Raw genomic sequence first — 26,037 nt, 5'->3', positions numbered from 1 at the left:
GCGACCCATAACGCGGAGAGCCCCGATGCCCGACACCTCTGAGCGCCTATCCCTGCCCTATTTGATGCCCGCACAGGCGCAAAAACATGTGACCCATAACGAAGCGCTGCAACGGCTCGATCTTCTGGTGCAGCTTGCAGTCGAAGGCTTTGACGCCAACACGCCGCCCGCCCTGCCGCAGGCGGGGGAGATTTACGCCCTCGGTGATGCGCCGACAGAGGTTTGGGCGGGTCATCCCGGTGAACTCGCCGCGTGGGTCGGAGAGACCTGGCAGTTCACCGCCCCGCAAGACGGCTGGGTCGCCTTAGATAAATCGACCGGGATTCTGCACCGTTGGGGGGCTGGGGCTTGGACCGAGGTCGCGCCTCCCGAGCTGGCGAACCTCCCCGGGCTGGGGGTTAATACGGATCATGACAGTGGCAATCGCTTGTCGGTCTCCTCCCCGGCGAGCCTGTTTACCCACGAAGGGGCGGGGCATCAGCTAAAGCTCAACAAGGCCAGCGCCGCCGATACCGCGAGCCTGCTGTTCCAAACCGATTGGTCTGGCCGTGCCGAGATGGGCACGGCGGGGCAGGATGATTTCGCCATCAAGGTCAGCGCCGATGGCAGCAGTTGGACCACCGCACTGGCCTTTGACGCAGCGAGCGGCATCGCTTCAGGCGCGGCGCTGACACAGGGCGTGGGTGATGCGACCGTAGGCCGTTTGCTGCGGGTCGGGGATTTCGGCATCGGCGCTGACGCAGGGCCGCTGGTGACGGACCTCGACACGCATGATCTTTCTGGCAGTTTTTCAAGCTATGGCGGCGCCCATGCGCAGGCGCCTGCCGGGGCCAACCCTTTCCCGGCCCTGAATGGGGTCTTCGGCCTGCTCTGCGGCAATAGCACCTTAGGCGGGCAGAGCGCCTATCTGTGGCAGATCGCCTTGGGGATCGACACGCCGGGTCTGGCCTTTCGTGTCCGGGCGACGGGGACATGGGGCGCGTGGCAGCCCATTTGGTCCGGCGCGAATACGACCGTGGATGCCAATGGGTTCATCAAGGAAGCCAGCCCGATCGTGCGCCTGTTCCGCGATGGCAGTGAAGAGCCTGCGGTGCCTTTGGGTGCAGGGTTCGAACGGATCGGGCTTGGCCATTACCGATTGTCGAATGTGCCGCCGCTCGCCAGCCGCGGTTGGCAGATCGAAGCGCCGCAGGATGCGAATGGCAATCGGCTGGTTCATGTCGCGTGCAGCTATGATGCGGGGACGCTCGATATCCGCACCCGCGAGGTGATCTGGCAGGACGGCTGGGCGGGCGGCGCGCCGCGGGATATTCCCGAAGGCCGCTGGGTCGACCTGCGGTTCGACATGGACTGAGGGGAAATGGCCGGGTGGCCGTTAAATGATGCCGCGCAACTGCTCGACCTCATAATTGCCACCGCATAGCAGAACGACAGAGGTCTGGCCCGCGTAGTTCCGCGGCCCTGCCAGATAGGCCGCCAGCGCCAAAGCGGCGGCCCCTTCGACCAGCAAGTTCTCTTCCCAAGCCAACACTTTTAACGCTTCGGCGATCTGATCCTCGTCGCAATGGACGATCTCGTCAATCACCGCGCTTGCGAGCGGCAGGGTCATCGAGCCAGCATCGACCCCGCCCGCCACGCCATCGGCCAGCGTGTCGAGATGTTCCGTTTCGACGATCTTGCCCGCTTTGATCGACGCGGCCAGCGCGCAGCTATTCGCGGCACTCACACCGATCACGCGGGTCTGCGGCGAGAATTCCTTGATCACCGATCCCATGCCCGAGATCAGCCCACCGCCGCCCATCGAGACGAAGACATTGTCGATGCCTTCGATCTGGTCGAGCAGTTCCAGCGCGGCGGTGCCCTGCCCCGCGATTACCTCGGCATCGTTGTAGGGTGAGATATAGGTATAGCCCTCTCCCTCAGCCAAACTCTGCGCATGCAGCTCTGAGACCGAGGCATCGGCCCCATGGATCACGACCCTCGTGCCGTAGCTTTCGATGATCTTGCGTTTCTTGGCGACGACGGTTTCGGGCAGCACCACGATCAACTCATGCCCCGTGGTCTGGGCCGCAAGCGAACAGGCGATGCCGTGGTTGCCGGAGGATGCGGTGATGACAGGCCGGTCGAGCGGCACCGTCGTCAGCTTTGCACTGGCGCCGCGCAGTTTGAATGACCCGGTATGTTGGAAGTTCTCGGTCTTGTAGAACAGCCGCGAGCCCTCTGCCATTGGCAAGCGGGAGGCGATCACCGGGGTGCGGTAAACCGCGCCCGCGATCTTGCGATGAACCACGCAGGAACGCGCGGCGCTTTGGGCGATCAGGTCTGAGGCTGACGGCATGATGGGCTCCATCTAGCTTGACTGTGCTGCACCGTGACGCGCGAGGAAAGCGGAGACACGCGCCAATCCGTCGCGCAAGTCCGCCGTCGAATTGGCGAAACCGATGCGCAGCCAGCCCTCCATGTCCATGGCGCTGCCGGGGGTGAAGAGGACGCCCTCTTCCTCCAGTAGCTGCGTGCAGAAATCGCGGGAGGGCAGCGGCAGGTCGTATTTCAGCAGCGCCGTGGTGCCCGCTTGCGGCTTCACCCATGAGATCAACGGCTCGGCCTCGACCCAATCCGACAGGATCGCGAGGTTCTCGCGGGTGATCCGATGCGCGCGGTCGAGGATCTGGGCGCGGTTTTCGAGGGCGAGGGCCGCGAAATACTCATCAATCCGCCCAACGGAGATCGTGTTGTAATCGCGGTGGATCATGATGTCTTCCAGCAGGGCCTTCGGCCCCGCGACCCAGCCCACGCGCAGCCCGGCCAGCGAATAGGCCTTGGACATCCCCGCCGTGCTGATGCCCCGCTCGTACAAATCGCAGATCGAGGCGGTATAGCCGTTCCCCGCCTGATCGGTGCCGCGATAGACCTCATCGCAGAGCACCCATGCGCCGCTGCCGCGCGCGATCTCGGCAATCTCAGCCAGCATCGCGCGATCCATCAGCGCGCCGGTCGGGTTGTTGGGGTTGTTGGTGGCAATCATCCGCGTGTCGGGCCGCATCATCGCGCGCAGCTCGTCAAGGTCGGGCAGGAAGCCGTTCTCGGGGCGCAGATGCAGCAGTTCGACCTCGGCGCCGATGCTTTCGGGGATCGAGTAATGCTGCTGGTAGGTCGGCACGATGGCGATGACATGATCGCCGCGGCTAACCAGCGTCTGATGAACCAGCGCATTGGCCCCGATGGTGCCGTGGGTGGTCAGCACGTTCTCGCGGGACTGGGTCTCGTAGAGCCCCGTCACCGCGTCGCGCAGCCGGTCCGAGCCCTCGATCGCGCCATAGCCCATGCGCATGCCGCGCAACTCGCCCAGCACGGAATTGTCGACGCCCGCCATGTCGATCAGCTCACCCAAGGTGATCGAGTCCACGCAGGTCTCGGCGAGGTTGTAGCGGCAGTGGTTCTCGAATTCGTTCATCCACATCTCGACGCCGAAGGTCTTGATATGCATTGTTTTTCCTTTCGTGTCAGCTCTCAGTCAGCGCGGCGAAGAGCCGGCGGAGGAATTGCGGCGTGGCGGTCGGCGCGAGCCAGCGCATCACCGCGACGATTTCCTGCTCGGGCGCGATCCAGATCGTATGGCCGCCCGCGCCCTGCGCGCTGAAGGCGGTATCGGGCAGTTTCGGATCGGCTTCCGCCCCGCGGTTCAGCCACCACAGGAAGCCGTATTTGTCGAGCGTCGGCGTGGGCGTCAGGGACCGCTGCATCCAGTCCACGGGCAGAATTTGTTCGCCGTTCCACGCGCCGTTCTGGCAGATGAACTGGCCGAATTTTGCGTGATCCTCGGCAGAAATGAAAAGCCCGCCGCCCCAATGCCCGCCGCCGGTGACCGATTGCATCCGGGTGCCATCCACCTCGACCCATGAGGTCGAATAACCCTCCCATCGCCAGTCAGCGGAGGCCCCGATCGGATCAATGATCCTTTCGCGCAGCACCTCGGGCAAGGGCCGGCGGAAGCGCATCATCAGCGCATAGGCCAGCGCGTTCACCCGCACGTCGTTGTACTCATAGTGGCTGCCCGGTTCGCCGACCGCGCGCAGCTGCCCCTTGCGGCTGTTGTCGGCGCCGGGGCCGATTTGGCGGTAGTGGTCGACCTGATCGTCCTTGCCGAAAATCTCGCCCCGCCATTCGCTGTTCATCTGCAGCAGATGCCGCCAAGTGATGCGTCCGTTGTGATCGCCCGCGAAATGCGGCCCCGGCACGCTGTCGCCCACGGGCGCGTCGAGGTCATCGATCAGCCCGTCCTTCACCGCCAGCCCCGCCAGCACCGACAGGTAGCTCTTGGCGATGGAGAAGGTCATATCGGCGCGTGTCGTATCACCCCAATCGGCCACGCGCTGGCCGCGGTGCAGGATCACCCCGGCAGGGCCGCCGCGCGGTTTGACGGGGCCCACGATCTCGGTCCAAGGGCCGCTTTCGTTCCACTCGCGGTTGCCGACATAGGCTCCATCGGCATGGTACATCGAGCGGGGCCAGTCGGTCTCATGCGCTTGCGCATGGTCGACGACGGCTTGCAAGGCGGGGGTGGCGGCGAATGTCATGGGGGCTCCTCGGGGCTTCGGGCGAACATTTCCCAAGGGGGGCGGAATTGTAAACCGGTTAAATGTCTCCTGCGCCCTCAATCGCCGATGTCGGGATAGACCTGAGAGCGTTTGACCACGCCGTAGACAAAACTGGTGTCGATCGACCCGATGCCGCCGATGGGATGCAGCCGCGCGCGCACGAAGCGTTCATAGTCCTCGAGATCGCCCACCACGACGCGCAGCAGGTAGTCCGACAGCCCGCTCATCACGAAACATTCCAGCACCTCGGGGATCGCCTTGATCTGGTTCTCGAAGCGCTGCACCGTGCCCTCGTCGTGACCGTCCAGCGTCACGCGCACCATGACCGTCACCGGCAGCCCGTAGGCCTTGGCGTCGACCTCCACGCTGTAGCCGCGGATCGCGCCGTTTTTCTCCAGCGCGCGCAGACGCCGCAGGCAGGGCGAGGGCGACAGGCCAACTTCATCCGCCAGATCGAGGTTGGTCATCCGGCCATTGCGTTGCAGCGCGCGGATGATCCGGCGGTCGGTGGCGTCCAATCGGGGCGTTTGGGGCATGATATGCCAAATCTCCTTAAATTTGAGCATATATTAGCAACCAAATGCCTTTCAAGCCATCGGATCATGCCCTCAAATTCAGACAGGGGCCAGCCATGACCGAGAACCAGAAATCCTTTGCCACCCGCGCCATCCACCACGGCTATGACGCGCAGGACGAACAGGGCGCGCTGAACCCGCCCATCTACATGAGCTCGACCTTCACCTTCGAGACTGCCGAAGCCGGCGGCGACATGTTCGCGGGCGAGCGCGAAGGGCATTTCTACACCCGCATCAGCAACCCGACGCTGGACCATCTGGAAAAGCGCATCGCCAACCTCGAAGGGGCCGAGGCCGGGCTTGCCACCGCTTCGGGCATGGGGGCGATCACCTCGACGCTCTGGACCTTCCTGCAGGCGGGCGACGAGATCATCATCGACAAAACGCTTTATGGCTGCACCTTTGCTTTCATGACCCACGGGTTGCCGCGCTTTGGCGTCAAGGTGACGCTGGTCGACATGACCGAGCCTGCAAACCTCGCCGAGGTGATCAGCGACCAGACCAAGGTGGTCTATTTCGAGACCCCCGCGAACCCCAACAACCGGCTGGTGGACATCGCCGCCATCTCAGACATCGCGCATCGCGCGGGCGCCAAGGTGGTGGTCGACAACACCTATGCCACGCCGGTCATCACCCGGCCCATCGAACATGGCGCCGACATCGTGCTGCATTCGGCGACGAAGTTCCTTTCCGGCCATGGCGACGTGGTCGCGGGCCTCGTGGTGGGCAATGCCGAGGACATGATGCAGGTGCGGCTCGTGGGTCTGAAAGACATGACCGGCGCGGTGATGTCGCCGCTCACCGCCATGCTGCTGCTGCGCGGGATCAAGACGTTGGAGCTGCGCATGAAGCGTCACTGTGCCACCGCCGCCAAGGTCGCCGAGGCGCTGGAGCAGCACCCGGCGGTGCTGCATGTCGCCTACCCGGGGCTGGCAAGCTTCCCTCAGGCCGAGCTTGCGCGGCGGCAGATGGGCAACTTCGGCGGCATGATCCCCTTCGAGGTCAAGGGCGGCAAGGCGGGCGGCATCGCTTTCATGAACCGGCTGAACCTCATTCAGCGCGCGGTGAGCCTTGGCGATGCGGAGAGCCTGATCCAGCATCCCGCCAGCATGACCCATTCCACCTATTCCCCCGAGGAACGCGCCGAACACGGCATCGCCGAGGGGTTGGTGCGGCTTTCGGTCGGGCTGGAATCGGCGGAAGACATCATTGATGACCTTTACGCCGCGCTCGGGGCGCATAACATGCAAGCGGCCTGATCCGGCACGAACCGGACCAGTCGCGGGTGGTGTCGAGGAGGGCACCGCCCGAGGGATCCTCAGAATGAAAGACCTGCCATGACCGCTCTCGCCCCTGAACAGCTGAAGACCATCGAACAACGTCTCCTGTGGCTGTCGCACTGGATGATCCACAACGCGAACCACATTCGGCCCAAGGTCGACGGCATCAAAGTGGGCGGGCATCAGGCGTCTTCGGCCTCGATGGTGTCGATCATGACGGCGCTTTACTTCAGTGCCCTGCGGCCCGAGGACCGGGTGGCGGTAAAGCCGCATGCCTCGCCGATCTTCCATGCGATGCAATACCTGATGGGCAACCAGACCCGCGAGAAGATGGAGGATTTCCGCGGGTTCCAAGGCGTGCAGAGCTACCCCAGCCGCACCAAAGACGTGGATGACGTGGATTTCTCCACCGGGTCGGTCGGGCTTGGGGTGGCGGTGACCTCCTTCGCCTCGCTGGTGCAGGACTACATCACCGCGAAAGACTGGGGCGGGGACGTTGATCTGGGCCGCATGGTGGCGCTGGTCGGCGATGCCGAACTCGACGAGGGCAATATCTACGAGGCGCTGCAAGAGGGCTGGAAGAACGACCTGCGCAACACCTGGTGGATCATCGACTACAACCGCCAGTCGCTCGACGGGGTGGTGCGCGAGGGGCTGTTCAAACGCATCGAGCAGATTTTCGACGCCTTCGGCTGGGACGTGGTGAAGGTGAAATACGGCGCTTTGCAGCGCGCTGCCTTTGACGAGCCGGGCGGCGACAAGCTGCGCGACTGGATCGACAATTGCCCCAACCAGCTCTACTCGGCGCTGACCTATCAGGGTGGCGCGGTCTGGCGCGAGCGGCTGATGGAGGCGCTTGGCGATCAGGGTGATGTCACGGCGCTCATCGACGCGCGCAGCGATGACGAACTAGCCGAGCTGATGGAAAACCTCGGCGGCAACTGTGTTGAGACCATGGCCGAGACCTTCGCCGCCATCGACCACGACCGCCCGGTCTGCTTCCTCGCCTATACCATCAAGGGGTGGGGCACACCGATTGCGGGGCACAAGGACAACCACGGCGGTCTGATGACCAAAAGCCAGATGGCCGACTGGCAGAAACACATGGGCGTGGCCGAGGGGGAGGAATGGGAGCCTTTCGCCACCATCGAGAACCCGCAAGCGTTGCAAGCGGCACTCGACCGCGTGCCCTTCTTCGCCAAGGGCCGCCGCCGCTACAATGACACGACACTGCCGGTACCGCAGATCGAACTGTCGAGCGACCGCGAAATCTCCACGCAGATGGCCTTCGGCAAGATCCTCGACGATCTGTCGAAGGGCGACAGCGATCTCGCCTCCCGCATCGTGACCATGTCGCCGGACGTGACCGGCACCACGAACCTTGGGCCATGGGTGAACCGGCGCAAACTCTTCGCGCGCAGCGAACAGGCCGACACTTTCATCAACGAGAAGATCCCCTCCACCGCGAAATGGGAATTCACGCCCGAGGGCCAGCATATCGAGTTGGGCATCGCCGAAATGAACCTCTTTCTGCTTTTGGGCGCGGCGGGCCTGTCGCATTCGCTCTTCGGCAAACGGGTCATTCCCATCGGCACGGTCTACGACCCCTTCGTCGCGCGCGCCTTGGACGCGCTGAACTACGCCTGCTACCAAGACGCGCGCTTCATGATCGTCGGCACCCCCTCGGGCGTGACGTTGGCGCCCGAAGGCGGGGCGCATCAATCGATCGGCACGCCGCTCATCGGGATGAGCCAGGACGGGCTGGCGAGCTTTGAGCCGGCCTTCGCCGATGAGCTAGCCGTCATCATGCAATGGGCCTTCGACTACCTGCAACGCGACGGCGAAGGCGACCCGGACGAGCGCACTTGGCTGCGGGATGAGACCGGAGGTTCGGTCTATCTGAGGCTGACCACGAACCCCATCGAGCAGCCCGGCAAACGCGTCGACGAGGACTTCCGCCAAGGCGCCATCGACGGAGCCTATTGGTTGCGCAAGCCGGGGCCGAACTGCGATGTGGTGATCGCCTACCAAGGCGCCGTAGCACCCGAAGCGATCAAGGCCGCGGGTAGCATCGCCGAAGGCCGCCGCGACGTGGGTGTGTTGGCGGTGACCTCCGCCGACCGGCTGAATGCCGGCTGGACCGCGGCACAGCGCGCCCGGGCGCGCGGCAATCACGCGGCGCAGAGTCATATCGAAACGCTGTTAGGTCAGCTGCCGCGCGACTGCAAGCTGGTGACGGTGATCGACGGCCATCCGGCGACGCTGTCCTGGCTGGGCGCGGTCGTGGGCCATCAGACGGTGCCGCTCGGGGTCGAGCATTTTGGCCAGACCGGCACCATCGCCGACCTCTACCGGCATTTCGGCATCGACGCGCGCTCGATCGTGGAAAAGGTGCAGGGCCTGACCCCGGGCCGCCAGATGTTGCACCGGGTAGCGGGCTAAGGTTCGAAGGGGGGGGGGCAAACTGCCCCCCTCATCACCTGCCGAACTTGGCTTCCAGATAGGCCAGATAGGCCGTCGGGTCGTAGGCCCCGGCCCCGATCCCCGCGAGGATCTCGGCCCGGCTGCGCGACCGACCATGCTGCCAGACCAGATCGCCCAATGCCGCGTGAAGCGGCGCGTAGTCGCCCGCCGTCACGCCCGCGCGCACCTCGGGCTGCGTGGCATCCAGATGCGCCATGATCTGCGCGGCGGTCGAATTGCCCACGGTATAAGTCGGGAAGGAGCCGATGTAGCCGTGCGACCAATGCACGTCCTGCAGACAGCCCGCGCCGTTGTCCGGCACCTCCAGCCCCAGATCCTCGCGCATCGCCGCGTTCCACGCCTCGGGAACGTCGGCGACCTTCAGCGAGCCGTCCACCAGCGCCATCTCGATCTTCACCCGCAGCATGACATGCAGATCATAGGTCAGCTCGTCCGCCTCGACCCGGGTGAGGCCGGGGGAGACGCGGTTGATGGCGGCGACGAATTCCTCTTCGCTCACGTCGCCGAGCTGCTCGGGGAAGGTGTCGCGCAGGCGCCCGTAATGCACTGCCCAGAAGGCGGGCGACCGGCCGATGTGGTTTTCCAGCAGGCGCGACTGGCTTTCGTGCATCCCGAAACTGGTGCCCGCCACGGCATAGAGCCCGATCATGTCGGTCGCATGCGCCCCGCGCGTGAGCGCCGGATCGGCGCCCATCTCGTAGAGCGCATGGCCCGCCTCGTGGATCGTGCCGAAGATCGACATTGGCAGGTAGTTCGGGTTCCAGCGCGAGGTGATCCGCACGTCGTTGCGGGTCATGGAGATCTCGAAAGGATGCACCGCCGTATCGAGACGCCCGCGGTCCATGTCATAGCCCAGGGCCTCGGCGATATAGGCGCAGAAGGCCTGCTGGCCGGCGACGGGATAGTCGCGGAACAGGAAATCGCTGCGCGGCGCGGGCCGGGCAAACGCCGCGTCGAGGATCGGGCGGATGCCGTCGCGGAGCTGGTCGAAGAACCGGGTGAGCTGCACCGCGGTGGCGCCGGGCTCGAAAACATCGGCCATTGGATCGTAGGGGTGGCCGTCATGGCCGAGCGCCTCAGCCTTCTCGCGCGCCAGATCGACGATGCTTTGAAGATGCGGCTGGAACAGGGCGAAATCGCCGGTGCGGCGGGCCTCGGTCCAGGCGGCGCCGGCGGTGATCGATTGCTCGGCCTGTCGGCGCAGCAGGGCGGCGGGGATGCGGGCGTGATGGGTGCGCGCCTCCTGCACCGATTGCGCGGCGCGGCGCTCGATCTCGGGCGCGTCGCTCTTGAGCACGGCTTCGGCGGCCTTGCCCATCTCGGGGTCGAGGATCATCTCACGCGCGATGCCCATCAAGGTGGCGATCTGGTGGCCGCGCGTCTCGGCCCCGCCCTTGGGCATCATCACCCGCGCGTCCCAGTTCAGCAGGTTTACCGAGACGAGCACGTCGTTCAGCCGCCCCACGCGGTCGGTCAGGGTCAGGCTCATGCGGCGGCTCCTGTTTCGGCGCCGGTGCCCCCGTCATGCAGGTGGCAGGCGACGCTGCGGTTGTCTTTCGGGTTCACGAGGCGCGGCACCTCGGTTTTGCAGCGCGGCCCTGCAAGCGGGCAGCGCGGATGGAAAGCGCAGCCCTTGGGCGGGTTGATCGGCGAGGGGATCTCGCCTTTGATCGGGTGGAAGTGGGCGCGCCCGGTGCCGAGGGTCGGCACGGAGGCAAAGAGCGCCTCGGTATAAGGATGCAGCGGCTTGGCGTAGAGTTCATCCGCCGGCGCGGTCTCGACCACGCGGCCGAGGTACATGATCGCCACCCGGTCGCAAACGTGACGCACGACCGACAGGTCATGGCTGATGAACAGCGCCGTGAGGTCGAGCTCGCGCCGCAGCTTCATGAAGAGGTTCAACACCTGCGCCTGGATGGAGACGTCGAGCGAGGCCACGGCTTCGTCCAGCACCAGAAGCTCGGGCTGCATGGCGAGCGCGCGGGCGATGGCGACGCGCTGGCGCTGCCCGCCGGAGAACTGGTGCGGCAGGCGGTTGGCATAGGCGCCCTCCAGGCCGACCTGCTCCAGCAGGCTGCGCACCCGTTCCTGCACCTCACGCGCCGGGATCAGCCCGTGGATGCGCGGGCCTTCTGCGATTATTTCGCCCACCTTCATGCGGGGGTTGAGGCTCGCGAAAGGGTCCTGGTGGATCATCTGCACGCGGGTCGTGAGCTTGTCGACATTGCCGCGATGGTCGCGCGCCACCGGCTGGCCTTCGAGCGTCACCGTGCCCTCACTCGGCGCATAGATGCCCGAGACGACGCGCCCCAAGGTGGACTTGCCGCAGCCGCTCTCACCGACGATGCCCAGCACCTCGCCGCGCGGAACGCTTAAATTGACGTCGTTCACGGCATGGACGGTCTGGGTGGAGTCGCGCCCCGACAGGCGGTCCAGCCCCCGGACCACCAGCCCCGGCTTGCGGGTGAACCGTTTGGAGACGCCCTCGATTTTCAGAATGGGATCGGTCATGTCGCCTCGATCGGATGGTGGCACAGGACGGAATGTGCCTCGGTTCCAGTGTTGGGTGGGAGCGTCGCGCAGATGTCCGTGGCGCGCGGGCAGCGTGGGCGGAACGGGCAGCCCGAGGGCAGGTTCGCGAGCTGCGGGGTCGAGCCCGGGATCTGCGGCAGGTCGCGGCCCGGTTCGTGCAGGCCGGGGACCGAGTCGATCAACCCGCGCGTATAGGGGTGACGCGGGTGAGCGATAACCTCCTCCGCCGTGCCGCTTTCGACGATCCGACCCGCGTACATCACCGCGATATCGTCGGCGAGCGAAGAGACCACGGCGAGGTCATGGGTGACCCAGACGATGGCGGTGCCGGTCTCATCCGCCAGACGCCGCACTTCGGCAAGGATCTGACCTTGGATCGAGACGTCGAGCGCGGTGGTCGGCTCATCGGCGAGGATCACGGCAGGCCGGTGCAGCAGGGCCGTGGCAATCGCCACGCGCTGACGCATGCCGCCAGAGAGCTGGTGCGGATAGGCTTGCAGCCGCTCGGCGGGGGCCGGGATGCCGACGATCTCAAGCGCCTCGCGGGCCCGCTCCCATGCGGCGGCCTTGCTGACCTTGTCGTGCACGCGCACCGCCATGGCCATCTGGTCGCCCACCCGCAGCACCGGGTTGAGGGTCATCATCGGGTCCTGAAACACCATCGAGATGTTGCGGCCGCGCATTTGGCGTCGGCCCTCGGCGCTGAGGCTGCGCATATCGGTGCCCTGCACCAGAACCTCGCCTGCGGTGATCCGGCCGGGTGCGTGGATGAGCCCCATGATCGAAAACCCGGTGACGCTCTTGCCCGAGCCGCTTTCTCCCACCAGCCCGAGGATGCGCCCCGGCTGGACCGAAAAGCTCACGTCATTGACGGCGGTGACGGCCCCCTTGCGGGTGCTGAATTGCGTGGTCAGTCCCCTGACCTCCAGTGCGGCGCTCATCGGCTGTTCCTCGGGTCGAGCACCTTGCGGACCTGATCGCCCACGAGGTTGATTGCGACAACGGTCACCATCAGTGCCAATCCGGGATAGATCGACAGCCAGTAGCGGTCCGAATGGATGTATTTGAACCCGTTGGAGATCAGCGATCCCAACGAAGGTTCAGTGAGCGGCAGGCCCACGCCGAGGAAGGACAGCGTCGCCTCCAGCGCGATCGCGCTCGCCACCTGCACCGTCGCCACGACGATGAGCGGCGGCAGCACGTTGGGCAGCAGGTGCCGGAACAGCACCCGGCGGGTCGGCAGCGGGGTGGAGCGCGCGGCCTCGATATAGTCCTTGCCGCGTTCGACCTTGGCCGCGCCATGGGTGGTGCGCGCGAAATAGGCATATTGCGCGACAACGAGGGCGAGGATGATCTGACCGATCCCCTGCCCCAGCATCGCCACCAGCACCAATGCCAACAGGATCGCGGGCATCGACAGTTGCAGATCGACGATCCGCATCAAGAGCGCCTCGATCCGACCTCCGAAATAGGCCGCCGTGAGACCCACGGCGATGCCCACCAGCAGCGCCAGCGCTCCCGCCGACAGGCCGATCACGAAGCTGGTGCGCAGCCCGTAGAAGATGGCCGAGAGCATGTCGCGGCCCGCGTTGTCGGTGCCCAGCAGATGGACGTAGCCGCCCGATCCTTCGGTGCCCGGGCGCAGGAAGGCGTCGAGCCAATCGAGCGCGGCCATGTCATAGGGGTCCTGCGGCGAGACCAGCGGCGCGCCGAAGGAGAGGAACAGAAGCAAGGCAATCACGGTGAGCGCGCCCACGGCGACCCAGCTTTCGCGGAAGTCCGACCAGAAGTTGCGCAGCCGCTCGGCGCGCGTCTCCACCGGCGGGGCCGAGGGCACGGCCATGGTGTTTTCAGCGACGATCTCGGGCATCATGCGCCTCCTTTCAGGCGGACCCGCGGGTCCAGACGGGCGTAGACCAGATCAACCACGAGGTTGATGAGGACAAAGAGGATCACGACCATGATAAGGTAAGAGACCATCACCGGCCGGTCGAGTTGCAGGATCGAGTCGATGATCAGCTTGCCAACGCCGGGCCAGTTGAACACGCTCTCGGTCACCACCGCGAAGGCCAGCGTCGAGCCGAGCTCGAGCCCCAGCACCGTGACGATTGGGATCGAGATGTTGCGCAGGATGTGGCGGAATACGATCTGCCGGTCCGGCAGACCCTGCGCGCGGGCGAACTTGACGTAATCGGTGCCCATGGCCTCGACCATGCCGGCGCGGGTGAGGCGGATCATCAGGCCCATCTTGAACAGCGACAGGTTGATCGCGGGCATGATGACATGGCTCCAGCCATCGGGGGTGAAAAGCGAGGAGGTGATGCCGAAGACCGTCGCCTCGTCGCCGCGCCCGCCCGAGGGCAGCCAGCCAAGCTCGACGGCGAAGCCCATGATCAGCAACATGCCGATCCAGAAGGTCGGCACCGAGAAGCCCAGAACCGACAGCGCCATGATCATCTTGGCGCCAAGGCTCTCGGGACGGTAACCGGCCCAGAGACCGGCGGGAATGCCCACACCCACGGCGATCAGCACCGAGACAAGCACCAGCTCCAGCGTTGCCGGAAAGCGGGAGAACACAAGGTCGACGACAGGGATGTTATAGACCATCGAGTTGCCCAGATCGCCCTGGGCCACGTTCTGGAGGAAGGTCCAGTACTGCACGACCAGCGGTTGATCGAGCCCGTATTGCTCGATCAGCTTCTGGCGGATCTCGGCGGTGGCGCCCGGATCGATCATCACGTCGATCGGATTGCCGATGGCAAAGACGCCGACAAAGACGATCACCGACATGGCAAAGACCACGACAACCGCCTGTGCCAACCGGGTTACAAAATAGCTGAGCATTCGACCTCGCCCATCAGACTTGGAAAATAGAGGCGCCCGCCGGCAAGCAGCGGGCGCCCGGTGCGTTATGCCGCCTTATTCGACCGGGGTGATCGCATAGGCGCGGGTTTCCTGATCGACGCGGGGCGTCATCTCGATGGTGTCGGCATTAGCCGCCCAGACGGTCTGCAAGATCACCGTCGGGATCAGCGCGCGGTCTTCCATCGCGATGAAGGAGGCCTCTTCATAGAGCTTCTTGCGCGCTTCCGGGTCGAGGGTCTGGGCGCCTTCGCCGAAGACCTTGTCGAACTCGGGGTTGGAATAGCCCGCGCGGTTGAAGTTGCCGAAGCCCTTCTCGGGGTCCTTTGTGTGCACCAGCGCGCCGTAGGTATAGGCGGCCTCGCCGGTGAGCGTGCCCCAAGCGGACATGGTCATGGTGTATTCCTCACGCGCGGCGGCGGGGAAGAAGACGGTGCCGTTCAGCGCCTGTGCGTTCACCTTAAGACCCAGACGCGACCACATCTGTGCCAGCGCCTCGCAGACCACGGCATCGCCGGGCACGCGGTTATTGGTGCAGGTGAAATCGATCTCGAAACCCTCGGGGTAGCCGGCCTGGGCCAGCAGTTCCTTGGCTTTCTCGATGTCATATTCGCGCTCGCCCAGTTCCGGGCTGTAGCCAAAGAAACCTTCGGGCATCAGCTGGTTGGCGGGCGTGCCCAGACCTTCGAGCACCACGTTCACGAGCACGTCGCGGTTGATCGCCAGGTCCAGCGCCTTGCGCACGCGCAGATCCTGCAGCGGATTGCCCTCGACCTCTTCGCCGTTGACCTTGATCGGCTGCGGCTCTTCGTCCTTCACCGACGGTGCGATGTTGAGGATATAGACCGAGTCAGACACGAATGTTTCGATGTCGCCATCGTTCTTCATGGCGAGGTAGTCGGATGCGGGCACGTAGTTGATGAGGTCAACCTCACCCGAACGCAGTGCCGCAACGCGCGAAGTGTCCTCGGGGATCTCGCGACGGGTGACGGTTTCCCAAGCGGCCTGACCGCCCCAGTAGTCGTCGAAACGCTCGAGCACCAGATCGCCCTTGGGCTGCCAAGAGACGAAGGTGTAGGGACCGGTGCCGATCGCCTTCTCGCCCGAGTTGAACTCCTCGTTACCCGCTTCCATGCCAGTCTCAGAGGGCACGACGAAGAGACGGGTGAAGTCGTTCGGCAGCGAAGGCGCCATGCCCTTGGTCTTCACGCGCAGAGTATAGTCGTCGACCACTTCGACGCTGTCGACATACTTGGTGTAGAGGGTCATCGGCATCGGGCCGGTCACCTGCGGGATGCGCTCGATCGAGAATTTCGCGTCCTCGGCGGTGAAGTCGGTGCCATCATGGAATTTCACGCCTTCGCGCATCTTGAATTCCCATGTGGTGTCGTCGATCGGCTCCCAGCTGACGGCGAGGCCGGGCTTCAACTGCAGCTTCTCGTCGACGTCGACCAGCGTGTCGAAGACATGGCGCAGGGCTTCGGCTTGCGAGCCCAAGGTCGACCAATGCGGGTCAATCGAATCCGGGCCGGCGCGCAGGCCGATCACCAGATCGGCGGCCATCGCTGCTGGCGCGGCAGCGATCAGCGCCAGTGCGGCGACGGCGGATTTCAGGGTAAGCTTCTTCATTGGTCAAAACCTCCATGTGTTATATCTTGCAGTTACACTAGACAGCTATAATTGTGACGGTCAACACAAATATGTAACATTGCAATCTTTTCCTGCCGTATAAGCCCAATATATAAGCTTGTCGCGCCACGGCTTTTGAGGCAGTGTTACAAACATGAGTGACAAACAGGCAAAATTTGAACGGGCAATGGATCGAATCGTACAGGCGATGGATCGCAGCTCGTCCGTATCTCTTTCCGTTCAGCTCCGCGGAGCGCTGGAATTCGGGATTGCGTCGGGCGAATTGCCCTCCGACGCGCGCCTGCCCTCGGTCCGCGCTTTGGCCGCACGGATGAAGATTTCCCCGGTCACGGTCAGCAATGTCTACGCCGCGCTGCAATCCTCGGGGTTGGTCGAGGGGCGTGTCGGCTCGGGTACATTCGTCAGCGGCGGTGGCAGCCGCGCCCACGACGGGCGCTTTCGTCAGCTTGATCAACAGATCGCTGAACTGTTGAGCCTCGCGAAATCCTGTGGCGTCAGCGCGTCGGAACTGGCTGTGCGCATTTCCATGGCCAGCAGCGCCAGCCCGCGCCCGCTGCGCATTCTGATGGTCGGCAATTTCATCGACGCGACCCGCGCTTATGCCGATGAACTGCGCCAGCATCTGCCCGAGGGCGATGAGATCGACGCCGCCGTTCTGGATGAGATCTCACCCAATCCGCCCAAGGACATCGACCTGATTATCGCGCCCAAAACTCTGCTGTCCAAAACGCGAGAAATCTTGCCGAATGTCGAGGTGCTGGGCCTGACGCTCATCCCCAACGAGGCGACCCGCGTGGCGCTGGCTTCGATCCCGCCTGACGCCAAGACGCTCGCTTACTCCTATTTTCCCGGCTTCGTTACGATCATGAAAGCGGGCATCCTGCGGTTTGCCCCCCATGTCACGCAGTTGACCATGAAGGTTCGTGACGAGAATGGCCTGTCATCGGCCATGCGCGAGGCAGATGTGGTCATCTATGCCACCGGTGCCGACTACCTTCGTGGCGCGTTGCGCCCCGAGCAGACCGCTTTTGAATACCGTCACACCCCAGACGTGCACGCCATCCGTTCAGAAATCCTGCCCGCCATTGAGACATGCCGGGCCTCTCTCAAATCCGCAAAGGCCGCCGAAGAATGAAGATATCCGAAAGCAATTGGTTCGAGATCGAAGAATACCTCAAGACCGACGACCGCTGCGTCCTCCCCTTGGGCAGCACCGAGCAGCACGCCTACCTCAGCCTCTCGGTCGATTCGATCCTATCGGAAAAGGTCGCCGCCGATGCCGCCGAACCTCTGGGCGTGCCGGTGTTTCCGGCCGTGGCCTACGGTCTGACGCCCTATTTCATGGGTTTCCCCGGCTCGGTCTCGCTGAAGCTTTCGACCTATGCGGCGCTTTTGCGCGACATCCTCGACAGCCTCTATGCCACCGGCTTCCGCCGCGTGCTGATCGTCAACGGTCACGGCGGCAACAGCCCGGTCCAGCCCGTCACGATGGAGTGGATGGAGGCCAACGAAGGCGCCCGCTGCCGCTTCCACGACTGGTGGCGCGCGCCCGAGACGTGGAACTGCGTGCAGGAGATCGACCCCGTCGCCTCCCACGCCTCCTGGATGGAGAACTTCCCCTGGACCCGCCTGCCCGGCCGCGAACTGCCGGACGAGCAAAAACCCTTCGTCGACTTCGACCGCCTGCGCGACCGCAACGCTGCCGGCGTGCGTGCGCTCATCGGAGACGGCAACTACGGCGGCGTCTACCAGAAGCCGGACGCAGATACCGACCGGCTGTGGGAGATCGCCGTGCGCGAGACCCGCGCGCAGCTCGAGGGGGATTGGGCATGAGCGAGACCCCGATCCTGATCTGGGGCGCCGGTGCCATCGGCGGCATCCTCGGCGCCTATTTCGCCCGCGCGGGTCATGTCGTGCATATGGTCGATGTCGTGGAAGAGCATGTCGAAGCCATGCGCAGCAGCGGACTGCGCATTGAAGGCCCGGTCGAAGCATTTACTCAAGTCCTCCCGGCCAGCACGCCGGACGAACTGACTGGCCAATACGACCGCATTTTCCTCTGCGTGAAGGCGCACCACACCGCCGCCGCTTTGGAGATGCTTGCCCCCCATCTCGCGCCGGGCGGCTATGTCGTCTCGGCCCAGAACGGGCTCAACGAAAAGGTCATCGCCGCACGCATCGGGGCCGAGAACACGGTGGGCTGTTTCGTGAACTACGGCGCCGACTGGCTGGAGCCGGGCCGCATCCTCTTCGGCAACCGCGCCGCCGTAGCTGTGGGGGAACTCGACGGGCGCATGAGCGACCGCGTGGCCGAGGTGCATGGCCTTTTGCAACTGGTCGAACCCGAAGCCGTCGCCACCGACAACATCTGGGGCTACCTCTGGGGCAAGATGGGCTACGGCGCGTTGCTGTTCTGCACCGCCCTCACCCCCGACAGCATGTCCGACGCCATGGCCCGCGACGAACACCGCGCCGCCTACCGCGCGCTTGGCCACGAGGTGATGACACTGGCCGCGCATGAGGGCGTCTCCCCTCTCGGCTTCAACGGGTTCGACCCGGAAGCCTTCCGCACCAATGACACCGCCGCCATCGACGCCGCGATGCAGAAAATGATCGCCCACAACCGCAAGACCGCCAAGACCCACTCCGGCATCTGGCGCGACCTCGCGGTGCGCAAGCGCAAGACCGAGGTCGACGCGCAAATCGGGGTTATGGTCGACTTGGGCCGGGAGGCAGGCATCTCGGTGCCGACACTGGCGCGCATGGTGGACCTCATCCACGACATCGAGGACGGCAAGCGCGCCCAATCCGCCGACCTCGTCAATTTGCTGGTGGCGGCATGAAGATCGATCTGACCGGCAAGGTCTTTGCCGTAACGGGCGCAGCACAGGGCATCGGCGCCGCGATCCTATCCGAACTGCGCGCCGCCGGGGCCACCGTGGCCGCGATGGACATCGACGTCGCGGGCCTCGCCCCGCTGAAGGCCGAGGGCGTGACGCTGCATAGCGGCGATCTGGGCAACCGCGAAACAACCCTCGCGCTCTGCGCCGAGATCCTCGAACGTCACGGACGGATCGACGGGCTGGTGACTTCCGCCGGCGGCGTGCGCGGTCAGGTCGGCCGCCCGCTGGAGGAGATCGGCGAGGCCGACTGGCAGGCGATCTTTAAAGCCAATGTCGATGCCGCCATGTGGTGTGCGCAAGGTTTCGCGCCCGCGATGAAGAGCGCGGGGTCGGGCCGGATCGTCACCATCTCCTCCGGCGCGGGGCTGAAGCCCAGCCTCACCGGCATTCAGGCCTATGCGGCGGCGAAACACGCGCTGCTCGGCCTGACCAAGCAGCTCGCGCTGGAGCTTGGGCCGCAGGGCATCACCGTGAATTCCGTGGCCCCCGGCTTTGTCCTGTCGAACCCCTCGACGGAAAAGCAATGGGACGCCTTCGGCCCCGAGCGGCAGAAGCAGATCATCGGCGGCATCCACATGCGCCGTCTGGGCCGCGCGCAGGACATCGCCGACGCAGTCACCTTCCTCTGCTCCGACCGCGCCGGTTGGATCACGGGGCAAATCCTTTCCGTCGACGGAGGCCACGCATGAGCGAGCCGCATGAATGGGACGAGCCGCATTGGCGGGGGCTGGTCGAACAGGTCCGAGCAGGGCAAAACCTGTTGCCGAAATCCTGGCCCGGCGGCGCGCGCTGTGCCGTGGCGTTGAGTTTCGACAGCGATCACGAAACCAACGAGCTACGCGACGGCGGCACAAGCATTGCGCGCCTCGGCTGGGGCGAATACGGCGCACGGCGTGGCATCCCCCGCATCCGCCGCGTCCTTGACCGGCATGGGGTGAAGGCGAGCTTCTTCGTGCCCGCCGTCTCCGCCCTGCTGCACCCCGAGGAGCAGCGCAGCCTTGCCGAGGAGGGCCACGAGATCGGCCTTCACGGCTGGATCCACGAGCGCAACACGCAGGTGCCGCCGGAGGCCGAGCGCGATCTGATGCTGCGCGCCTCGGACACGCTGGAAAAGATCACCGGCATCCGCCCCGTCGGCATGCGCACGCCGTCCTGGGACTACAGTGCCCACACGCTCTCGATCGCCCGCGAGATGGGGCTTCTCTACGACAGCTCCCTGTTCTCGGACGACGACCCCTACGAAATCGTCGAGAAGGGCGAGGCGACCGGCATCGTCGAACTGCCGGTGGAGTGGATTCGCGACGACGCCGTCTATTTCATGATGAACCGTTTTGGCGCGCAGAGGCCCTATACGCCGCCCGCGGATGTGCTCGACATTTTCCGGCGCGAGTTCGACGGCGCTTATGACGAGGGCGGTCTGTTTCTCTTGACCATGCACCCGCATGTGACAGGCTACCGCTCGCGTATCTTCATCCTTGACGAGCTGATCGACCACATCAAATCCCGCGGCGATTGCTGGATCGCCACCCATGCCGAGATCGCAGCCTATTGCGCCGAACAGGCCGGATTGAAAGGACACACATGACCTATTCCCTTGCCATTCACGGCGGTGCCGGAACCATCCTCAAGGAAAACATGACGCCCGAAAAGGAGGCCGCCTACCACGACGGCCTCGCCCGGGCGCTGGAAGCAGGCGAAGCGGTGCTGCGCGACGGTGGCAGCGCGATGGACGCGGTGGTGGCCGCTGTCTGCGCGCTCGAAGACGAGCCGCTGTTCAACGCAGGGCGCGGCGCGGTCTATACTTCCGAGGGCCTGCAGGAGATGGACGCCGCCGTGATGGATGGCGCCGACCGGCGCGCAGGCTCGGTCGCCGGGGTCTTCGGGCCGAAGAACCCGGTGAAACTGGCGCGCGCCGTCATGGAACGGACCGAGCATGTCACCCTCATCGGCCCCAACGCGCTGGAGATCGCGCGGCAGGCGGGCCTCGAGTTCGCCGACCGTGACTACTTCTTCACCCAGTCCCGCTGGGATGCCTTGCAGGAGACGCTTGAGATGCGCGCCCGGGGCGAGGTTTCGGACGACCCGGCGCGGCGGCATGGCACCGTGGGGGCCGTGGCGCGCGACGCGGCGGGCAACATTGCCGCCGCCACCTCAACGGGGGGCATGACCGCCAAGGCCCCAGGCCGGGTTGGCGACACGCCGATGATCGGCGCGGGCACTTTCGCGGACAACGAGACCTGCGCCGTCTCCGCCACCGGGCATGGCGAGATTTTCATCCGCTGGAACGCCGCCGGGGAGATCGCCGCGCGGATGCGCCACGCGGGCGAGGATCTGGCCACCGCCGCCGAACATGTGGTGATGCAGGATCTGGCACCCAACGACGGCTCCGGCGGGATCATCGCGGTGGATGCGGCGGGCAATATCGCTATGCCCTTCAACTCGCAGGGCATGTACCGCGGCATGGTGCGTAAAGGCAGCGCGCCCGAGACCAGTATCTATTGAGCGGCGCGGCCCTTCGGTTGCCTTCCTGCCACGGGAAGGCGCCAAATGCAGCCGGGAAGAGCCGCCCGCCATCTAAATCTTGACATTTTGTCCCCTCCCTTTGATTGACGATCAAACGAACTTGACGGGAGAGGGGACAAGGTGCGTTTTTTAGCAGCAATTGCCAGGGTGATCTGCGCGGTGAATTTGGTCATCGGCAATCTCTTCTCATGGCTCGCACTCGGCATCGTGTTGGTCTGTTTCACCGTGGTCGTGCAGCGCTATGTCTTCGCGATCAGCTTCGTTTGGATGCAAGACCTTTATATCTGGCTCAACGGCGCGATGTTCACGGCCGTGGCCGGCTTTGCGCTGCTGCGCGATGACCATGTGCGCGTCGACATCTTCTACCGCCCCGCCACCATGGCCCGCCGCGCGCTCATTGACCTGATCGGTGTCATCGTCTTTCTGCTGCCCTTCTGCTGGATCGTCTACACCTATTCGATCCCCTTCGTGATCCGCGCTTGGGGCTATCAGGAAGGGTCGGCCAATGTGGGCGGCATGCCGGGGCTTTACATTCTCAAAGCCTTCATCATCGGCTTCGCATTTCTACTCGCAATTCAAGGGATTGCATGGATCATCCGCTCCATCCTCGTGCTTAGCGGCAATGCTGAGCTGGTGCCCAAATCCATGCAATACAGCCGGGACCAAATCCCCGCAGACCATCCGCAGGGAGCCGTTTGATGGATCCGATTTTCATTGGCGAGATGCTCGCCGCGCTCATGTTCTTTGGCGTGATCGGCTTTTTGCTGCTCGGCTTTCCGGTGGCTTTCACACTTGCGGGCGTGTCGCTGCTGTTTGGCGCCGTGGGCATGGGGTTCGGCGTTTTCGATCCCTCGAACTTCGGCTCGTTGCCGAACCGCTATATCGGCTTCATGACCAACGAAGTCTTGGTCGCCGTGCCGCTCTTTATCTTCATGGGGGTGATGCTGGAACGCAGCCAGATCGCCGAGCAGCTTTTGCTCACCATGGGCAAACTTTTCGGCAATATGCGCGGCGGTTTGGGGATTTCGGTGGTGCTTGTGGGCGCGATGCTCGCGGCATCCACGGGCGTCGTGGGGGCGACGGTTGTCACCATGGGCCTCATCTCGCTGCCCGCGATGTTGCGGGCGGGCTATGACCCCAAGCTTGCCACTGGGGTGATCTGCGCCAGCGGCACCTTGGGTCAGATCATTCCGCCCTCCACCGTGTTGATCTTCATGGGCGACATGCTTTCGGGCATTAACTCTCAGGTGCAGATGGCCAAGGGCAACTTTGCCCCCACGCCCGTCTCGGTCGGGGATCTTTTCGCCGGGGCGCTGCTGCCGGGGATTTTGCTGGTTTCACTTTACCTGAGCTACGTTCTGTTCAAAGCCGCGACCGCGCCAGCCTCCTGCCCCGCGACGCCAGTTCCGGCGGATGAGAAAAGCCAGCTGGTGCGAGATTTCTTTGTCGCCCTGATGCCGCCGCTCTTGCTGATCCTCGCCGTGCTGGGCTCGATCCTCGGCGGCATCGCCACCCCGACCGAGGCGGCCTCTGTCGGTGCTGTGGGGGCGATGGTGCTTGCGGCCATGCGCTGGCGTCTGTCCTTCCGCATCCTGCGGGAGACGATGATCGCCACGGCCACGATCACCAGCATGGTCTTTGTCATTCTGTTGGGGGCTTCGGTCTTTTCCATCGTGTTCCGCATGATGGGCGGCGACAATCTGGTGCATGAGTTCCTCAGCAACCTGCCCGGCGGCCCCTTGGCCGCAGTGGCGGTGGTGATGATCATCATGTTCTTCTTGGGCTTCATCCTCGATACCTTTGAGATCATCTTTATCGTGATCCCGATCACCGCGCCGGTGCTGTTGATGCTGGACATCGATCCGATCTGGCTGGGTGTCTTGGTCGGGGTGAACTTGCAGACATCCTTCCTGACGCCGCCCTTCGGCTTTGCGCTGTTCTATCTGCGCGGGGTGGCCCCGTCGGATCTGCCGACGAGCGCGATTTACAAAGGTATCCTGCCCTTCGTGATGTTGCAGGTGGTGGCGATTGCGATCTTGTTTGCCTTCCCGCAGATCGTGACTTGGTTGCCTAAGGTGATCGCAGGGTGAGATAGCCCCCCTCGACGTTCAAAGGCCCGGCAGCAACGCCGGGCCTTTTTTTGTTTTCCAAACATCCGCCAATGTCCCGCCCGGCGGCACGCCGGGCATCGCCCTCCCTCCCCCCGGAGGGCGATGCCCTTCGTGCTCAAACGAAAAAGGGCCCGGCGTTACCACCGGGCCCTTCCAATCAGCGCGAAGCTCAGTACTTCAGGAACTTCTGACGCGCCTGCACATAGGGGCTGTCGATGTTCTCGGTCCGGGTGCGGACGAGGTTCAGCGCTTCGACAAAGCTCTCGGCGGTCTTCTTGACCAGCGGGTCGTCGCTGTTGCGCAGTTCTTCGACCACTTCGACCGAGGCTTTGGCACCGGCTTCCATGATGTCGTCGGGGAAGTTGCGCACGGTCACGCCATGCTCTTCCTGCAGGGTCTTCAGCGCGCGCGGATCGTTCGCGTAGAAGTCCGCAGCGACTTGGTCGTATTCCGCTTGGCTGACGTCACGGATGATCGCCTGCAGGTTCTCGGGCAGTTCCTGATACTTCTTCTTGTCGACGACAAGCTCGGTCGCCAGACCCGATTCCACGAAGGACGGCATGTAGTAGTTCTTGGCCACCTGATGGAAGCCGAGCGCCAGATCGTTGTAGGGGCCGACGAATTCCGCAGCGTCGAGCGTGCCCGACTGAAGCGCTTGGAAGATCTCGCCCGCGGCCATGTTGGTCACGGTCGCGCCCAGTTTCTCCCACACGCGGCCACCAAGGCCCGGCGTCCGGAAGCGTACGCCTTTGACGTCGTCGAGGCTTTTCAGCTCATCGCGGAACCAGCCGCCGGTCTGCGTGCCGGTGTTGCCCGACAAGAAACCCTGAACGCCGAACTGGTCATAGATCTCGTCCCAGATTTCCTGACCGCCCATGTAGCGCATCCATGCGGTCAATTCCGGCGTCGTCATGCCGTAGGGCACGCCGGTGAAGAACGACAGCGCGGGGGATTTGTTCTGCCAGTAGTAGGCGGCGCCATGGCTCATCTCGGCGGTGCCGTCGATCACGGCGTCGAGCGATTGCAGCGGGGGCACCATCTCACCAGCCGAGAAGACCTGAATGGTCAGCTCGCCACCCGAGGCGGCGGTGATCCGGTCGGCCAGACGCTGCGCGCCGACACCCAGACCGGGGAAGTTCTTGGGCCATGTGGTGACCATGCGCCAGGTGATGTTGCCCTGCGCAATAGCGGGCGCTGCAAGTGTCGTGGCGGCGGCACCTGCCCCCATCACACCGGCTTTGCGGATAAATGAACGACGATCCATGTTTTTCCTCCCAAACGGATATTTGCTTAGCCTCCCCCGACGTCGACGCGGAGGGCCATGCGCAGCAGATAATCGTCGCTTTTCGAAAATGTCCATGGCTTAGGCAAATTGAAATCTCACCTTCTGGACAATCCCGCCCCAAGCCGCATACGTAGTGCTACTTAAAGCAGCATTATTAATGGTCTTTTGCCTTGTTTTCGGCAGAAAGGCCAATAATGTGCGAGCTGCCAGGGAGGGCTCAGATCTTGATAAAATTCATCGACCAGATGAACGAATTCGTCGGGCGCATCGTGTCGGTCGTCGCCGTCATTTTCGCCGCAATCATCATCTATGACGTCTTCATGCGCTATGCGCTGAATGACCCGACCCGCTGGGCCTTTGACGTCACGAAACAACTTTATGGCTTCTATTTCGTGATGCTGGGCGGCTATGCGCTGCGCCATCAGGCCCATGTGCGGGTCGATCTGATCACCGAAACTCTTGGCCCCAGCCTGCGCCGCTGGGTCGAAGCGGCGGGCTATGTGATCTTTTTCTTCCCCTTCGCCTGGATCTTCACCACCCGCTCTTATGAATTCGCCATGCGCTCCTATGCCCAAGGTGAGACGACATATGGCTCGGTCCAGCTGCCGGTCTATCCGCTCAAAATGGCCATGGCCCTCGCTGCCGGTCTTTTGCTGCTGCAAGGCGTAGCGGAATTTTTGAAACTCGTACTTAACCGTCAGGAACTGACCCGTGACGCCTGAACTCATTGCTCTCACCATGTTCGGCCTGCTTCTGCTGGGCCTTTTCATGGGCCACCCGCTGGCCTTCGTTCTGGGCGGCACCGCCGTTTTGGGCGCTGTCATCGCCGGCAAACCGATGGTGCTGGGCATCGTCATCAACCGGATTTTCGGCGATGTGCTGGACAACTTCACGCTGATCGCGATTCCGCTCTTTATCTTGATGGCACGGTTCCTGTCCGATTCGGGCGTGACGGATAAGATGTTCGAATCACTGCGACTTTTGATGTCGAACATTCGCGGCGGTCTGGCGCTGGCGGTGGTTTTTATTTCGATCCTGCTCGCCGCGACCACGGGTATCATCGGCGCCTCGATCACCGTGATGGGCGTGATGGCCCTGCGCCCGATGCTGCAATATGGCTATAGCCCGACCCTGACCACCGGGGTCATCGCCGCCTCGGGCTGTTTGGGCATTCTGATCCCGCCGTCGATCATGTTGATCCTCATGGCCTCTTATTCCCCCCTCTCGGTGGGAG

The 26,037-nt window shown here is 64.0% G+C and carries 24 protein-coding genes; 13 read left to right on the top strand and 11 right to left on the bottom strand.

Going from position 1 to position 26,037, the window contains the following annotated elements; translation table 11 throughout:
- Positions 1–25 precede the first annotated feature (25 nt).
- Positions 26–1,354, top strand: a complete 1,329-nt coding sequence (locus ACGYK2_RS12425) for a DUF2793 domain-containing protein (protein WP_271690314.1) — start codon at positions 26–28, stop codon at positions 1,352–1,354.
- A gap of 21 nt (positions 1,355–1,375) precedes the next feature.
- Here ACGYK2_RS12425 and ACGYK2_RS12420 read toward each other — a convergent pair whose 3' ends face one another.
- From ACGYK2_RS12420 to ACGYK2_RS12405, 4 genes are all read right to left on the bottom strand, one after another.
- Entirely contained in the window at positions 1,376–2,338 is a 963-nt protein-coding gene (locus ACGYK2_RS12420) for a pyridoxal-phosphate dependent enzyme (RefSeq protein WP_271690313.1), read from the bottom strand.
- Between the two features lie 12 nt (positions 2,339–2,350).
- On the bottom strand, positions 2,351–3,487 hold the full coding sequence (locus ACGYK2_RS12415) for an aminotransferase (RefSeq protein ID WP_271690312.1): 1,137 nt from the start codon (positions 3,485–3,487) through the stop codon (positions 2,351–2,353).
- A 16-nt stretch (positions 3,488–3,503) separates the two neighbouring features.
- Entirely contained in the window at positions 3,504–4,577 is a 1,074-nt protein-coding gene (locus ACGYK2_RS12410) for a serine hydrolase (RefSeq protein WP_271690311.1), read from the bottom strand.
- Positions 4,578–4,654: 77 nt separating this feature from the next.
- On the bottom strand, positions 4,655–5,134 hold the full coding sequence (locus ACGYK2_RS12405; RefSeq protein WP_271690310.1) for an Lrp/AsnC family transcriptional regulator: 480 nt from the start codon (positions 5,132–5,134) through the stop codon (positions 4,655–4,657).
- A 95-nt stretch (positions 5,135–5,229) separates the two neighbouring features.
- Here ACGYK2_RS12405 and ACGYK2_RS12400 point away from each other — a divergent pair, with 95 nt between their 5' ends.
- Complete coding sequence (locus tag ACGYK2_RS12400; RefSeq protein ID WP_271690309.1) at positions 5,230–6,432, top strand: methionine gamma-lyase; 1,203 nt, start codon at positions 5,230–5,232, stop codon at positions 6,430–6,432.
- 78 nt (positions 6,433–6,510) lie between these two features.
- The gene (locus ACGYK2_RS12395; protein ID WP_271690308.1) at positions 6,511–8,895 is read left to right on the top strand and encodes a 1-deoxy-D-xylulose-5-phosphate synthase N-terminal domain-containing protein; all 2,385 of its coding nucleotides are present in this window, start codon (positions 6,511–6,513) and stop codon (positions 8,893–8,895) included.
- A gap of 34 nt (positions 8,896–8,929) precedes the next feature.
- On the opposite strand, the gene ACGYK2_RS12390 is transcribed toward ACGYK2_RS12395, so the two are convergent.
- From ACGYK2_RS12390 to ACGYK2_RS12365, 6 genes are all read right to left on the bottom strand, one after another.
- Complete coding sequence (locus ACGYK2_RS12390) at positions 8,930–10,426, bottom strand: carboxypeptidase M32 (RefSeq protein ID WP_271690307.1); 1,497 nt, start codon at positions 10,424–10,426, stop codon at positions 8,930–8,932.
- Positions 10,423–11,448: an ABC transporter ATP-binding protein gene (locus tag ACGYK2_RS12385; protein ID WP_271690306.1), complete on the bottom strand. Its 1,026-nt coding sequence runs from the start codon at positions 11,446–11,448 to the stop codon at positions 10,423–10,425. Before ACGYK2_RS12385 ends, ACGYK2_RS12390 begins: the two co-directional genes overlap by 4 nt.
- Complete coding sequence (locus ACGYK2_RS12380) at positions 11,445–12,410, bottom strand: ABC transporter ATP-binding protein (protein ID WP_271690305.1); 966 nt, start codon at positions 12,408–12,410, stop codon at positions 11,445–11,447. Before ACGYK2_RS12380 ends, ACGYK2_RS12385 begins: the two co-directional genes overlap by 4 nt.
- Complete coding sequence (locus tag ACGYK2_RS12375; protein WP_276154483.1) at positions 12,407–13,339, bottom strand: ABC transporter permease; 933 nt, start codon at positions 13,337–13,339, stop codon at positions 12,407–12,409. Before ACGYK2_RS12375 ends, ACGYK2_RS12380 begins: the two co-directional genes overlap by 4 nt.
- The gene (locus tag ACGYK2_RS12370) at positions 13,339–14,313 is read right to left on the bottom strand and encodes an ABC transporter permease (protein ID WP_271690304.1); all 975 of its coding nucleotides are present in this window, start codon (positions 14,311–14,313) and stop codon (positions 13,339–13,341) included. The genes ACGYK2_RS12375 and ACGYK2_RS12370 overlap by 1 nt, the downstream gene beginning before the upstream one ends.
- A gap of 75 nt (positions 14,314–14,388) precedes the next feature.
- Positions 14,389–15,960 (bottom strand): ABC transporter substrate-binding protein, encoded by a 1,572-nt coding sequence (locus tag ACGYK2_RS12365; RefSeq protein ID WP_271690303.1) that lies wholly within the window; start codon positions 15,958–15,960, stop codon positions 14,389–14,391.
- Between the two features lie 187 nt (positions 15,961–16,147).
- On the opposite strand from ACGYK2_RS12365, the gene ACGYK2_RS12360 reads away from it, so the two are divergent.
- From ACGYK2_RS12360 to ACGYK2_RS12325, 8 genes are all read left to right on the top strand, one after another.
- Positions 16,148–17,116 carry a GntR family transcriptional regulator gene (locus ACGYK2_RS12360; RefSeq protein ID WP_271690302.1) on the top strand — a complete coding sequence of 323 codons (969 nt, stop codon included), beginning with the start codon at positions 16,148–16,150 and terminating at the stop codon, positions 17,114–17,116.
- Positions 17,113–17,814, top strand: a complete 702-nt coding sequence (locus ACGYK2_RS12355) for a creatininase family protein (protein WP_271690301.1) — start codon at positions 17,113–17,115, stop codon at positions 17,812–17,814. The genes ACGYK2_RS12360 and ACGYK2_RS12355 overlap by 4 nt, the downstream gene beginning before the upstream one ends.
- Positions 17,811–18,824 carry a ketopantoate reductase family protein gene (locus ACGYK2_RS12350; RefSeq protein WP_271690300.1) on the top strand — a complete coding sequence of 338 codons (1,014 nt, stop codon included), beginning with the start codon at positions 17,811–17,813 and terminating at the stop codon, positions 18,822–18,824. The genes ACGYK2_RS12355 and ACGYK2_RS12350 overlap by 4 nt, the downstream gene beginning before the upstream one ends.
- Positions 18,821–19,573, top strand: a complete 753-nt coding sequence (locus tag ACGYK2_RS12345) for an SDR family NAD(P)-dependent oxidoreductase (protein WP_271690299.1) — start codon at positions 18,821–18,823, stop codon at positions 19,571–19,573. Before ACGYK2_RS12350 ends, ACGYK2_RS12345 begins: the two co-directional genes overlap by 4 nt.
- Complete coding sequence (locus ACGYK2_RS12340) at positions 19,570–20,469, top strand: polysaccharide deacetylase (protein ID WP_271690298.1); 900 nt, start codon at positions 19,570–19,572, stop codon at positions 20,467–20,469. The genes ACGYK2_RS12345 and ACGYK2_RS12340 overlap by 4 nt, the downstream gene beginning before the upstream one ends.
- Positions 20,466–21,386 (top strand): isoaspartyl peptidase/L-asparaginase family protein, encoded by a 921-nt coding sequence (locus ACGYK2_RS12335; RefSeq protein WP_271690297.1) that lies wholly within the window; start codon positions 20,466–20,468, stop codon positions 21,384–21,386. Before ACGYK2_RS12340 ends, ACGYK2_RS12335 begins: the two co-directional genes overlap by 4 nt.
- Positions 21,387–21,527: 141 nt before the next feature.
- Complete coding sequence (locus ACGYK2_RS12330) at positions 21,528–22,106, top strand: TRAP transporter small permease subunit (RefSeq protein ID WP_067263666.1); 579 nt, start codon at positions 21,528–21,530, stop codon at positions 22,104–22,106.
- Entirely contained in the window at positions 22,106–23,497 is a 1,392-nt protein-coding gene (locus ACGYK2_RS12325; RefSeq protein ID WP_271690296.1) for a TRAP transporter large permease subunit, read from the top strand. The genes ACGYK2_RS12330 and ACGYK2_RS12325 overlap by 1 nt, the downstream gene beginning before the upstream one ends.
- A 190-nt stretch (positions 23,498–23,687) precedes the next feature.
- Here the strand turns inward: ACGYK2_RS12325 and ACGYK2_RS12320 are convergent, their stop codons facing one another.
- On the bottom strand, positions 23,688–24,782 hold the full coding sequence (locus ACGYK2_RS12320; protein WP_271690295.1) for a TRAP transporter substrate-binding protein: 1,095 nt from the start codon (positions 24,780–24,782) through the stop codon (positions 23,688–23,690).
- Positions 24,783–25,024: 242 nt separating this feature from the next.
- Here ACGYK2_RS12320 and ACGYK2_RS12315 point away from each other — a divergent pair, with 242 nt between their 5' ends.
- The gene (locus tag ACGYK2_RS12315; RefSeq protein WP_271690342.1) at positions 25,025–25,525 is read left to right on the top strand and encodes a TRAP transporter small permease subunit; all 501 of its coding nucleotides are present in this window, start codon (positions 25,025–25,027) and stop codon (positions 25,523–25,525) included.
- 16 nt (positions 25,526–25,541) lie between these two features.
- The coding region (locus ACGYK2_RS12310; RefSeq protein ID WP_394374310.1) for a TRAP transporter large permease subunit at positions 25,542–26,037 on the top strand (496 nt) is incomplete at its 3' end.

Origin of the sequence: Sulfitobacter sp. 1A10359 (assembly GCF_043558145.1) — a bacterium.
In the GTDB taxonomy this organism is placed as follows: Bacteria; Pseudomonadota; Alphaproteobacteria; order Rhodobacterales; family Rhodobacteraceae; genus Sulfitobacter; species Sulfitobacter faviae.
The sequence above is the reverse complement of the archived record's forward strand: the minus strand, read 5'-3'. Positions and strand labels throughout refer to the sequence as shown.